The organism is [Zimmermannella] alba NBRC 15616, assembly GCF_001570905.1.
GTDB lineage: Bacteria > Actinomycetota > Actinomycetes > Actinomycetales > Microbacteriaceae > Pseudoclavibacter > Pseudoclavibacter albus.
This window is the reverse complement of the sequence record NZ_BCSO01000019.1, coordinates 1-12549: the sequence shown is the minus strand read 5'-3', so window position 1 is coordinate 12549 and position 12549 is coordinate 1. Positions and strand designations below refer to the sequence as shown.

The following is a 12549-nucleotide window of genomic DNA, read 5'->3' as shown; positions in this document are numbered from 1 at the left end:
CCATCGCCTCGCTGCGCCGACAGTGATGCTTCCGCCGCCGAGCGCGATGACCGCTGACCCCATCCACCTGCCGGGTGGGGTGCCTTCCTCCGTGTAGTACCTCGTCAGCGGGGTCGAGAGAGCACGCTCGCCGTCACCCGAGGCGACGGTGCGCAGGAGGTACTTGTAGCCGTCACCGGCGGACATCACCCGCATCGAAACCGTCACCAGCCGCCGCCTCTCCTCACCCCGAAGGTGAGCCCCGCAGTCCGCGGCGCGGCGACTTCGGGGGCCACTTTCGGATGGTGGCGCTCCTCGCTTGCAAGACGCGTGACAACTCGTGCGAGCGAACCGCGAAGGACTGAGTGGCGAAGGACTGAGTGGCGAACGTCGATGGCGGATATCTGCGTGAGGCTCAGTGACGGAATAGGCGCTGAGCCGTGTGCGGCCGGTGCACCTGGCTGGTGACCATCCCGGGGCAGCAGCACGACTCCGGGATCACTGTTCTAGGAGGCTCACCCGTGGCAGACCTGCCCCTCGTCAGCCCGGCCACGCCACTGCGTGTCGGGTCACTGTTCTCCGGCTATGGCGGGCTCGATCTCGCCGTCGAAGAAGTCTTCAACGCCCGCACGATATGGTTCTCCGAGATCAACGAATCCGTCGCGCGTGTCTTCTCCCATCACTGGCCCGATGCGCCGAACCTCGGCGACATCACCACTATCGACTGGGACACCGTCCCACCGGTGGACATCCTCTGCGGCGGGTTCCCTTGCCAAGATGTGTCGACTGTCGGGAAGATGGCCGGCCTGGCACCGGGCACCCGCTCCGGCCTCTGGGGACACATGGCGGCAGCGATCGACGCGCTGCAACCCGAATGGGTCGTAATCGAGAACGTCCGTGGGTTGCTCTCCGCGCCCGCGATCCGCGCAAACCTCGAAGGGGACGATAATGAGCAACGCAACTTCAGAGATGCAACCCCCGACAGTGCAACCCCTCGCGGTGTGGAACCCGACCCGTGGCATCTGGGAGAAGCCGCAACTCGACCTCTTCGGGCAGCAGGAGCAGTTCTGGGAGACCTGGCCGACCTCAGGTATGACGCGCGATGGCTCGGTTTACCCGCTTCCGACATCGGGGCACCCCACCCCAGGTACCGTGTGTTCATCCTCGCCCACCGCACTCTTCCGGACACCACTCGCGTCGGACGCCTCACGCGGCGGGGAGAGTCTGCAACAGGTGAAGGAACGCCGGGGCACGATCGCGCTGAGTCATCAGATCATAGACCTCGCCCTCCACGGACCGAACGGGTACCGTACCGAGGAACCCGAGAGCCTGTGGTCGTTGATCGGGCAACTCTTCGACGCTGGGGACGATACGCCGAAGCCGTGACTCGATGGGAGCAGATCGCTGGCCGTGTTGCGCCCTCGCCTGCGCATTTGAGCGACGACACCGGCCCCCGTCCCGCACCCGCGTTTGTGGAATGGCTCATGGGTCTTCCATCGGGATGGGTAACTGATGCCCAGCATGGACTTACCGCAAATCATCAGCTCGCCGCACTTGGAAATGGCGTGTTGCCGAGGCAAGCGAGCGCTGCGATTACGGCGCTAATCGTGAGCTTGGTGCACGAAAGCACATAGTCGAAAACATCTGCGCCGTAGTTCAAAGTTCGGCAGTACCATGAGTAAATGTCCGTCTCAGCGCTTTCCGCCAGCACACAGAACTATCTGAAGGCCATATGGGGCCTCACGGAGTGGTCGTCCGCGCAGGTGACGCCGACGCTGATCGCGGAGCGGACGGGATTAAAGCTCTCCTCCGTCTCTGATGCCGTCCGCAAGCTCGCGTCGCAGGGGCTCGTAGACCACGCGCCTTACGGGGCGGTGGAGTTGACGGAGACCGGACGTTCGTATGCGTTGGTGATGGTCAGGCGGCATCGCCTCATCGAGGCGTTCCTTGTGAGTGTCCTGGGCTACTCCTGGGATCAAGTGCACGATGAGGCAGAGCACCTTGAGCATGCGGTGTCAGATTTCATGATCGACCGGATCGATGAGTTTCTGGAGTTCCCCACCCGCGACCCGCATGGCGACCCCATCCCGTCAGCAGACGGCACCGTACATATCCCAGATGCAACGCAACTGACTACGGTAGGAGCGGGGCACCGTGTTCTGGTCGAACGCATCTCGGACTCGGACCCCGCGCTCCTACAGTTCTTTCAGGAGCACGGATTTGTGGTCGGAGCGACACTCGATATCGGCGAAGGGGCGGCCTTTTCGGATTCGCTTGATGTGCGGGTGGCGGAGGCAGCGTCCTCAGTGGCGTTGGGACGTTCGGCTACGGATGCGCTCTACGTGTCCATCGCAGACGGTTGAGCCAGCAGTTGCTCCGCTTCTTCGGGGAGTGACCCGCGAAGCGCCCCTATTCCGGCCGGGAGTAGCGTTCCGTGCCATTGTGCCGTGCGGACGTCAGCGACGTGCGAACCCGTTGCACTTGCGCGGATCTGCATCCGAGTGCCCGGGCGGAGGTTCCGCTCGTCGAGGAAGGTCAGTATTTCCACAGGCGCGTCGGCGACTCGCGTGATCACGACCGGAGTCCGGTGCGAGTGAACCAGCTGTCCCAGCGGTGAGTCGGTGAGGGGTTCGATGTCGCCGCCTGGTGTAGGGATGGGTTGCCCGTAGGGGTCGTGGGTGGGCTCGTCGAGGGAGGCTTCGATCCGCTGGGGAAACCTAGGTGAACTGCTGCCTTCCAGTGCTTCTGCGTTTGTGGCGAGTTCGCTCCAAGGGAGGTTGAGGATGTCGTGAAGGAAGCAGCGAAGTATTCGATTGGCCCGCACGACCTGTATCGCTTCTAACCGCCCCTCCGGCGTAAGCGAAACACTCTTGTACCGTTCGTGTTCGATCAGGCCATCGCCGACGAGACGTTTGACCTGTTCGGAAACGCTTCCCGGAACATGTTGCAGTGCGCGGGCGAGGCCGGTGATCGTGACCGGCACATGATCGGATTCGGTCAGGGACCAGATCGCACGAAGATACCGCGCTCTGGTCCCTGACCGGTCGCTTTTGCCACGCATACGGGGCCCTCACTGAGCAGCGGCGAGCGCTCGGCGACGACGTGAGCTCAGGACTCGGGTTCCGATGAGGCCGTGCCGGGGGCTGAAGAGGTAGACCAGTGCGAACACGGCCCCCTGGGCGAGGACGACCATGCCTCCGGAGGCGGTGTCGAGGTAGTAGCTCAGGTAGAGGCCAATCACGGCGCAAGCGGCGGAGATGGCGGGGGCGATGATGAACATGCGTCCAAACCGGTCGGTGAGGAGGTAGGCGGTGCTCCTGGGATGATGAGCATCGCGACGACGAGGACCACGCCGACGGCTTGCAAAGCAACGACCGCGGTCAGTGCGAGGAGGCCGAGGAGGGCGGCACCGAGGAGCTTCGGGTTGAGCCCGATGGCGTGGGCGTGTGTGGGGTCGAAGGCGTAGAGGGTGAAGTCGCGGCGTTTGCTGATGAGAATGATGAAGGTGATCGCACCGAGGATGATGATCTGGATGAGGTCCGACCAGGAAACGCCGAGCAGGTTACCGAAGATGATGTGATTCAGGTCGGTCTGCGACGGCGTGACGGAGATCAGCACGAGCCCGAGCGCGAAGAGGGTGGTGAACACGATCCCAATTGCGGCGTCCTCCTTCACTCTGCTGGTGTCTCTCACCGCTCCGATCAGGGCGACGGCGAGGAAGCCGAAGATCACGGCGCCGAGCGCAAAGGGCGCACCGGCGATGTAGGCCAGGACGACACCAGGGAGGACGGCGTGGGAGACAGCGTCACCCATGAGCGACCAACCGATCAGGACGAGCCAGCAGGAGAGCACCGCGCACACGATCGAGGCGATCAGGGTGGTGGCGAGGGCTCTGACCATGAAGTCGTAGCTGAGGGGTTCGAGGAAGAATTCGATCAGGTTCATCAGTTGTCGCCTCGGTTCATGACGTCCAGGCCGAAGGCCAGGGCAAGGTTGTCGGGCTGGAGCACCAGGCCGGGTTCGCCGTGCATGAGCACGCGCCGCATGAGTAGAATGGCCTCGTCGGCCAGGTCGGGTAATGCGTGGAGGTTGTGGGTTGAGACGAGGATCGTTGCTCCGTCGCCGGCGAGTTCGCGCAGCAGACGGGTGATGGTCGCTTCGGAGCGCTTGTCGACGCCAGCGAATGGCTCGTCCAGCAGCAGGATCGTCGCGCCTTGCGCGATGCCGCGTGCCACGAAGGCGCGCTTCTTTTGGCCGCCTGAGAGTTGCCCGATCTGTCTATTTGCATATTCAGTGAGTTCCACCCGTTCCAACGCGTGATCAACGGCGTCATGGTCGGCTTTCCTCGCGTGGCGGGTGAAGCCCATGTGGCCGTAGCGTCCGGTCATGACGACGTCGCGCACCGTTACCGGGAAGGCCCAGTCCACGTCCTCACTCTGCGGCACGTAGCCCACGACGCCCGATTTGCGTGCTTTCGCGGGATTCTCACCCTCAACGCGCACAGTTCCGGAGTCGGGACGCAGGAGCCCCATGATGGTCTTGAACAGAGTGGATTTTCCAGATCCGTTCATCCCGATGAGTCCACATACGCGCCCGGCTTGGATGTCGAGGCTGGCGTGATCGAGGGCGAGGACCTCACCGTAGTGCACTGTGACGTCGTGCACTGAGATCGCTGCGGTCATGACTGCTGTCCGGTCAGGGCGTCGATGATGACGGTCGCGTCATGGCGAATGAGGTCGAGGTAGGTCGGCACCGGGCCGTCGGCTTCAGAGAGAGAGTCCACGTAGAGTGTGCCGCCGAAGACTGCATCGGTGGCCTCGACGACCTGCTGCATGGGTGCATCTGAAACGGTGGACTCGCAGAACACAGCGGGTACGTCGTTGGCGCGCACGAACTCGATCGCCGAAGTGATCTGCTGCGGCGTGGCCTGTTGCTCAGCGTTCACGGCCCAGATGTACTTCTCGGTCAGCCCGGCATCACGAGCGAGGTACGAGAACGCGCCCTCGCAGGTCACCAAAGCCCGCTGATTGGCAGGCAAAACTGATAGTTCCTCGACAAGTTCGTCTTGCACGCTCTGAAGCTCAGCCTTGTACGCCTCTCCGTTGGCCTCAAATGCGCTCGCGTTCTCTGGGTCGAGCTCGCTGAACGCCTCGAGCATGTTGTCGACGTAGATCTGCACGTTCACTGGGCTCATCCACGCGTGCGGGTTCGGCAACCCGGCATAGGCGTCCTCACTGATATCTATCGTCTCGACTCCTTCGCTGACGACGACGTGAGGCACGTCCAGTCCCTCAACGAACTGCCCGAACCATGCTTCGAGGTTCATCCCGTTGTCAAGAATGAGGTCGGCTTCGGAGGCCTTTCGAATGTCCCCGGCGTGGGCTCGTAACCGTGGATCTCCGCGCCAACCTTCGTGATCGACTCCACGCGCAAGTGGTCGCCGGCCACGTTCTCAGCAATGTCCGCGAGGACGGTGAAGGTGGTCAGTACCACCGGGCGTTCGTCGGCTGCGGCGTCGGTACCGCTGCCGGCACTGCTGCAGGCGGCGAGGCTGATCGTGAGTGCCGATGCTGCCAACAAAGCGAGCGAGCGTCGGATGGATCCTGGGGATCGGGGTGTGCTGCGTTCATGCTCTATAAGTCCTTCATGTCAGGGTGTTCAATGGTCGCGTCTGCGGTACTGCCCACATCATTGGGCAATATCCGACGCTGGGTCGGAGGCGAGTGGTTGGAGAGTTTCAGCGACACGATGATGTGCATCCCAGATGGCTTGTGGGAGGTCTCGCAGGTTCGAGAGGTGCCCATGTCGGTGCTGCATTTCCTCGGCCCAGCGCTTCGTGTCGATTCGCAGCAGCCGGTCAAGATCCTCTGCGGGAACATCGAGGCCGGTGAGGTCGAGTTCTTCCGCTGTGGGGAGGACGCCTACTGGCGTGGGCTGCCCGTGGGCGTCCCCTGCGCGGTAGCGGAAGAGCCAGTTCAGCGCGCGGAGGTTCTCGCGGTAGCCAGGCCAGAGGTAGTGGCCGTCTTCGGGGTCGCGCTGGAACCAGTTGACGTGCGCGAATACCGGCAGCTCCCGCGCCTGGCTGAGGAGGCTCAGCCAGTGCTTCGCGTAGCGGCCTTCTGAGTAGGAGAAGAAGGGTCGCATCGACATAGGGTCGTATCTGAGTTGCCCGTCGACGCCCTCCGCGGCGAAGGTCGCCTCCGCGCCCAGGGTGAGGCCGTCGTAGACGCCGACCGCGAGGTCGTCGATGGCGCGGATCAGGGGTTCGCGGTCGCGGGTGCGACCACCGAAGATGATCGCATCGATCACAACACCTGCAGGGTCTGCGGCATCGGCGGCGAGGTTCGGGATGCGTTCGAGGGGAATCGTGAAACGGCTGTTCGGGTGCGCCCACGGAGCATCCTGCTGGTCAGATCTGCGGTCGGCGATAGGGGCTCCTGTCCAGTCGAGCCAGCCCTCCAGTTCCGCAGGAGGCTGGGGGGTGAGACCCTCCCACCACACGTCGCCAGTGAGACGGTTGTAGGCGGTATTGGTGAAGATCGTGCCGGAGCCCTCCGCGATCGCAGCCATCGCCGTCGGGTTCGTACGCTCGTTCGTGTCTTTCGCCACCCCGAACGCGCCGTTCTCGGGGTTGATCGCCCGCAAGCGGCCCTCGTCGTCGATCCACAACCAGGCAATATCGTCGCCGTAGAAGTCAACCCGGTACCGATCCCCGAGCGTGTCCGGCGGCAATGTCATCGCGAGGTTGGTCTTACCCGACGCGCTCGGAAACCCGCCGCAGACGTGAGAGGTGGCACCGGTTTCGAGGTCGCGGATGCCTAACAGGAGGAACTGTTCGGCGAGGAACTTGCCCGAGAGGTAGCCGTCGTAGGAGGCCTGGCGGAGGCCGTGAGCGATTTTCCCGAGAAGTGCGTTGCCGCCGTATGCGGAGCCGTAATGGAGGATCGTGCGCTCGTCGGCGATGGTCGCGAACAGGCGCGCATCCTCCGGGGTGCCGTGCATGAGCGTGTCGGGATCGCCGGTGACCTGCACGCCGCGGACGAAGAAGTTCGGGTCGGTGAGCCCGTCGAAGTGTTCGAGGCCGACGCGGGTCATGCGGATCATCTGCAGCACCACGGTGCGATCATCAGTCAGCTCCACCCCGGCCGCGTAGGCCGCGAGCGGCGTGCCGGGCGGCGCCATCAGATAGGGAACGACGTACATCGTCTTCCCACGAGAGGCCCCGCGCATCCGCTCGACAATGAGCGGCTTCACCTCGCTCACTGGCTGCCAGTTGTTGTAGCGGCCGCGATCGGCAGGATTCGAGGTTGCGACGACAGTGCGCTCTTCAGAGCGGGCGGTGTCCTTCGGGTTGGATCTGGCATAGTACCGGCCCACACCAGCGGGCAGCAGTTCACCTGCGGCGAGGGCTTCGCCGATGAGCCGCGCGTCATCGGCAGCCGAGACGAGCTCGATCCGCTCGGGATCGGTGACCTCGGCCCACTCCTCCACGAATGCACGGATGCTCTCATTGTCAATCTCGGCAGGTATCGGGATTCGGCTCTCATCAGCCATGTGACACTCCTTCTTCTCTCTTTTCGCGTCTGAGCGCGTCCGACGACCGTCCTGCCCACAGTCACAGATCATCTGCGCACTTCACTCTAATATTCGGCGTGCCGTAGTTTCAAATGTTGGCCTGTCGTAGATCGGGGAACTACAGTGATGTTATTACTAGATACGCCGCTCCAAACTCTGGTGAGGCACAACATGTAGTGGTTGCTGGCGGGGCGCGTCGCAACCGAAGAGCGAGGAGGATCACCATGCCAGCCCTATCCGAGTCCCGGCGCGAAGCGCCCTCTGTGCACGAACTTGCCGCCGCCCGGTCGCCTGATCTGGTGTTCTTTTCGAGTGTTTCGGAGAACACTCGTCGCTTCGTCGACCGGCTCGACCGGCCCGCGGTTCGTGTTCCGCTGCGGCCACGGGTGGAGGGGATGATCCGGGTTACACGGCCGTTTGTGCTCGTTGTCCCCACGTACGGCGGAGGGGAACGAGCTGGGGCGGTACCGAAGCAGGTAATCCAGTTTCTGAACGACCCCGCTAACCGGGCACTCATACGTGGCGTCATCACAGCGGGGAACACGAACTTCGGCGAGCACTACTGCCTCGCCGGTCCCGTCATCTCCGCGAAATGCCAGGTCCCGGAGCTGTACCGCTTCGAGCTGCTCGGCACGCAGCGCGACATCGAACACGTGAAGAACGGCCTGACCCGCTTCTGGGAGCAGGCCTCCAAAAACCCGACATCCATTGAGAGGAAGACCGCATGACCATCACCTCCCCAGAAGCTCCGGCCCGCACCGGAATTGGCGCACGGAAGGACTACCACGCACTCAACGCGCAACTGAACCTGTTCGCCCCGGACGGGTCGATCCAGTTCCACAAGGACCGGGAAGCTGCCGAGGCGTACCTGCTCCAGCACGTCATCCCGAACATGAGAACCTTCCCGAGCGTGGCCGAACGCCTGGAGTGGCTGGTCACGAACGACTACTACGAGCAGGCGTTCCTCGACGCCTACACCCCGGAGTTCCTCACGGACCTGCATGAGCGCGCCCGCGGGGCGGGGCACCGTTTCCACACGTTCCTCGGCGCGTTCAAGTTCTTCACGTCCTACGCCCTGAAAACGTTCGACGGAACCACCTACCTGGAAGGCTTCGAAGAGCGCGTCGTCGCCACCGCGCTCTTCCTCGGTCAGGGCGATGAAGCCCTCGCGACTCGGCTGGTGGACGAGATGCTCTCCGGCCGGTTCCAACCCGCGACCCCGACGTTCCTGAACGCGGGCAAAGCGCAGCGCGGGGAGCTCGTCTCCTGCTTCCTGCTCCGCCTTGAGGACAACCTCGAGTCCATCGGCAGGAGCGTCAACTCCGCCCTGCAGCTCTCCAAGCGCGGAGGCGGAGTCGCGCTGCTGCTGACGAACCTGCGCGAGACAGGAGCGCCGATCAAGCAGATCGAGAACCAGGCCTCCGGCGTTGTCCCGGTGATGAAGATCCTCGAAGACAGCTTCAGCTACGCCAACCAGCTCGGCGCCCGGCAGGGCGCGGGAGCGGTGTATCTGCATGCGCACCACCCCGACATCCTGCGGTTCCTCGACACGAAGCGGGAGAACGCGGACGAGAAGATCCGCATCAAGACGCTCTCCCTCGGCGTTGTGATCCCCGACGTCACCTTCCAGCTCGCGAAGGAGAACCGGGAAATGCACCTGTTCAGCCCTTACGACGTTGAGCGCGAGTACGGGAAGCCGCTGTCGGATCTGTCCGTGAACGACCACTACGACGACCTGGTTTCGAACCCACGGGTGCGGAAAACCACGATCAGCGCCCGAGAGTTCTTCAAGACCCTCGCCGAGCTGCAGTTCGAATCCGGATACCCCTACGTGCTGTTCGAGGACACCGTCAACCGCGCGAACCCTCTGCAGGGATGGATCAACATGTCCAACCTCTGCAGTGAGATCCTCCAAGTGAACACCCCGTCCTGTTACGACGCCGCGATCGGGTACGAGCAGGTCGGCCGAGACATCTCCTGCAACCTCGGATCTCTCAACATCGCCCAGGCCTTCGCTTCACCAGACTTCGGCGCAACGGTCGAAACCGCAGTGCGGGCACTCACGAGCGTGTCCGACCAGACCAACATCGACGCGGTCCCATCGATCGCCGCCGGAAACGACGCATCGCACGCGATCGGGCTCGGGCAGATGAACCTCCACGGATTCCTCGCCTCGCAACGCATCCGCTACGGCAGTGAGGAAGGTATCGACTTCACCGACATCTACTTCCTCACTGTCACCTACCACGCCCTGCGTGCCTCGAACAGGCTCGCCATAGAACGAGGAACGACGTTCGCCGGATTCGAGACCTCCGCCTACGCCGATGGCTCGTACTTCGACAAGTACACCGAGCGTGACTGGCAGCCGGCCACCGACCGCGTTCGCGTCCTTTTCGCAAAGGCAGGTGTCGCGATCCCCACCCGTGGCGACTGGGCGCAGCTGCGGGAATCCGTGCGGCAGCACGGCATCTACAACGCGTACCTGCAGGCCATCCCGCCGACCGGATCGATCTCGTACGTAAACAATGCGACCGCGTCGATCCATCCGATCGCAGCGAAGATCGAGATCCGCAAAGAAGGCAAGCTCGGCCGCATCTACTACCCGGCCCCGCACATGACCGACGACAACCTTGAGTTCTTCGAGGACGCGTACGAGATCGGCTACGAGAAGATCATCGACACCTACGCCGCCGCCACCCAGCATGTCGACCAAGGCCTGTCCCTGACACTGTTCTTCCGCGACACGGCGACCACGCGCGACATCAACAGAGCCCAGATCCATGCCTGGCGTGCCGGGATCAAGACCCTTTATTACATCCGCCTGCGCCAGCCCGCGCTCGAAGGCACCGAGATTGAAGGCTGCGTCTCTTGCGCGCTGTAACCCCAGAATCTGATCTTCCCGAAGGAGCACCCATGACCCTCACCGATATCACCCGCCCGATCACCGAGATCTCCGTCACCCCGCCCGGCTATCGGCACGACCCGGCAGCCCGCCTACGGCCCATCAACTGGAACCGCGTCGGCGACGACAAAGACCTCGAAGTTTGGAACCGCCTCACTGCGAACTTCTGGCTGCCGGAGAAGGTGCCGCTCTCCAACGATCTCGCCGCCTGGCAGAAACTCACCCAGGAGGAACGCACGCTGACCATGCGCGTGTTCACCGGGCTCACCATGCTTGACACCGTGCAGGCCACCGTTGGGGAGATCTGCCAGATCCAGGATGCCCGCACCGAACATGAGGAGGCCGTGTACACAAATATCGCGTTCATGCAGTCCGTGCACGCCCGCTCCTACTCGTCTGTGTTTTCCACGCTCACCTCGACCCCCGAAATCGACGACGCCTACCGGTGGGCCGTCGCGAACGACCTTCTTCAGGAGCGGTGTAAGAGGGTGCTCGCGCACTACTACGGGGATGATCCGCTCAAGCGGAAGGTCTCCTCGACGCTGCTGTCCTCGCTGCTGCTGTACGCGGGGTTCTACCTGCCGCTGCACTTCTCCGTGCACGCCACGCTCACTAACACCGCCGACATGATCCGGCTCATCCTCCGCGACAAGGCCGTGCACGGCTACTACTCCGGCTACAAATACCAGCGCGGCCTCGAAACCCACACCCTCGCCGAACAAGAGCACATGCGCGAGTTCACCTATGCGCTCCTCGAAGAGCTCTACGAACTCGAACTGGCCTACTCCGGTGAGCTCTACGAGCCGCTCGGACTCATGGACGACGTCGCCGTGTTCGTCCGCTACAACGCGAACAAAGCACTCATGAACCTCGGCTACCCTGCCCGCTTCACGCCAGAAGAGACCGAAGTCAACCCGGAGATCCTCGCGGCTCTCGCACCCGGCGCGGACGAGAACCATGACTTCTTCTCTGGTTCTGGGTCCAGCTACATCATCGGCAAAGCAGTAGATACCAGTGACGATGACTGGGACTTCTGAGCCTTTGCCCCGTCCCGACGAAGGGGCATGGCTCGAAACTATCGCCTTGTTTCAGGCTGTACGAGAAGGCAACCAGCCCGCTGCGCTGCGGTTACTCGGGACCAGTTCGAACCGAGATGCCGTTATCGGTGGGCTCCTTTCGATGCTTGGCATGTTTCTCCGCGCGGAGAGTCCACACAAGCTTGATCAGTTCATCGCCGCGTCGCACCGTGCCGGCCCACCGCCAGCGTTTGGGGCCCGACCTTTTCTCCCGCCCATCGAGCACTGATATCACTTCGAAGAAAGAGAACACCGCCAATGACAAAGAACATCAACGTAATCATCGGGAGCCTACGCCGGGGCTCTTACGCGCGCAAGATCGCCCACAACGCCATCGACTACTTCCCCGAAGGTTACAAAGCAAGCATCCTTGAGATCCGTGACCTCCCTCTGTACGACTTCGATTACGACGACCCCGAAGTTGCCGACGTGCGAGTCCCAGAGGAGTACACGGCATTTCGAGAGGCAATCAAGGCTTCCGATGGCATCCTGTTCGTCACGCCAGAGAACAATCGCACCATTCCCGCATGCCTCAAGAACGCCATCGACATCGGTTCCAAACCCAATGGAGATGTCGCATGGAAGAACCTACCAGCCGGCATCATTAGCCACTCGGTGGGCCGCATGGGCGGCTACAGCTCACAGAAGAACCTTCGCCTCGCCTTGTCATACTTCGACATGCCGACGCCGGGCCAACCAGAGGTGTTTCTCGCGCAATCACCCACCCTTTTCGATGAAGAGGATCGGCTCAATGAAGGCACTGCGCAGTTCCTCCAAGACTACGTAGATCGCTTCGTCGGCATCATCGACAGACAGCTCGAAGCAAGCGGCAACGGGTGATTATCGAATCCCGATGCAGGGCATCGATCATGGCTCGAATGGGGCCGTCCCTAAGCCGATGCCTTGGGCGCTGATGAATGCAAGCAGCCACAGGTTCCGCGGAATCGCGAGGGAATCCGCGGAACTTCACCCCCATCCTTGTCCGCACGCGTAGCGATCACACACCAATTCCGCCTG

General features: G+C 62.7%; 10 protein-coding genes and 3 pseudogenes. 7 read left to right on the top strand and 6 right to left on the bottom strand.

Annotated elements, in window-relative coordinates:
- Nucleotides 1–207: relaxase domain-containing protein (locus ZAL01S_RS09480; protein ID WP_159421676.1), on the bottom strand; the 207-nt coding region annotated here is incomplete at its 3' end.
- A gap of 212 nt (nt 208–419) precedes the next feature.
- Between ZAL01S_RS09480 and ZAL01S_RS10655 the strand changes: the two are divergent.
- The 3 genes and pseudogenes from ZAL01S_RS10655 to ZAL01S_RS09465 form a co-directional block, all read left to right on the top strand.
- Nucleotides 420–881: pseudogene (locus ZAL01S_RS10655) on the top strand (DNA cytosine methyltransferase); the annotation flags it as partial.
- Nucleotides 882–927: 46 nt separating this feature from the next.
- On the top strand, nt 928–1365 hold the full coding sequence (locus tag ZAL01S_RS10650) for a hypothetical protein (protein ID WP_241179916.1): 438 nt from the start codon (nt 928–930) through the stop codon (nt 1363–1365).
- A gap of 296 nt (nt 1366–1661) precedes the next feature.
- Nucleotides 1662–2342 carry a metal-dependent transcriptional regulator gene (locus ZAL01S_RS09465; RefSeq protein WP_066059536.1) on the top strand — a complete coding sequence of 227 codons (681 nt, stop codon included), beginning with the start codon at nt 1662–1664 and terminating at the stop codon, nt 2340–2342.
- Here the strand turns inward: ZAL01S_RS09465 and ZAL01S_RS09460 are convergent.
- The 5 genes and pseudogenes from ZAL01S_RS09460 to ZAL01S_RS09440 form a co-directional block, all read right to left on the bottom strand.
- Nucleotides 2318–3040 (bottom strand): metal-dependent transcriptional regulator, encoded by a 723-nt coding sequence (locus tag ZAL01S_RS09460; protein WP_083523250.1) that lies wholly within the window; start codon nt 3038–3040, stop codon nt 2318–2320. The two genes, ZAL01S_RS09465 and ZAL01S_RS09460, sit on opposite strands and share 25 nt — an antisense overlap.
- Nucleotides 3041–3049: 9 nt before the next feature.
- Nucleotides 3050–3924: pseudogene (locus tag ZAL01S_RS09455) on the bottom strand (metal ABC transporter permease).
- Nucleotides 3924–4661: a metal ABC transporter ATP-binding protein gene (locus tag ZAL01S_RS09450; protein WP_066082571.1), complete on the bottom strand. Its 738-nt coding sequence runs from the start codon at nt 4659–4661 to the stop codon at nt 3924–3926. Before ZAL01S_RS09450 ends, ZAL01S_RS09455 begins: the two are co-directional and overlap by 1 nt.
- A pseudogene (locus ZAL01S_RS09445) lies at nt 4658–5577 on the bottom strand (metal ABC transporter substrate-binding protein). Before ZAL01S_RS09445 ends, ZAL01S_RS09450 begins: the two are co-directional and overlap by 4 nt.
- A gap of 90 nt (nt 5578–5667) precedes the next feature.
- Nucleotides 5668–7533, bottom strand: a complete 1866-nt coding sequence (locus ZAL01S_RS09440) for a phosphoenolpyruvate carboxykinase (GTP) (RefSeq protein WP_066082569.1) — start codon at nt 7531–7533, stop codon at nt 5668–5670.
- Nucleotides 7534–7778: 245 nt separating this feature from the next.
- Between ZAL01S_RS09440 and nrdI the strand changes: the two genes are divergently transcribed.
- The 4 genes from nrdI (at nt 7779) to ZAL01S_RS09420 (ending at nt 12372) form a co-directional block, all read left to right on the top strand.
- Complete coding sequence (gene nrdI, locus ZAL01S_RS09435; RefSeq protein WP_066082567.1) at nt 7779–8282, top strand: class Ib ribonucleoside-diphosphate reductase assembly flavoprotein NrdI; 504 nt, start codon at nt 7779–7781, stop codon at nt 8280–8282.
- On the top strand, nt 8279–10435 hold the full coding sequence (gene nrdE / locus ZAL01S_RS09430; protein ID WP_066082565.1) for a class 1b ribonucleoside-diphosphate reductase subunit alpha: 2157 nt from the start codon (nt 8279–8281) through the stop codon (nt 10433–10435). The genes nrdI and nrdE overlap by 4 nt, the downstream gene beginning before the upstream one ends.
- 32 nt (nt 10436–10467) lie before the next feature.
- The gene (nrdF, locus tag ZAL01S_RS09425) at nt 10468–11493 is read left to right on the top strand and encodes a class 1b ribonucleoside-diphosphate reductase subunit beta (protein ID WP_083523249.1); all 1026 of its coding nucleotides are present in this window, start codon (nt 10468–10470) and stop codon (nt 11491–11493) included.
- Between the two features lie 297 nt (nt 11494–11790).
- Entirely contained in the window at nt 11791–12372 is a 582-nt protein-coding gene (locus ZAL01S_RS09420; protein ID WP_066059513.1) for an NADPH-dependent FMN reductase, read from the top strand.
- Nucleotides 12373–12549: the final 177 nt, after the last annotated feature.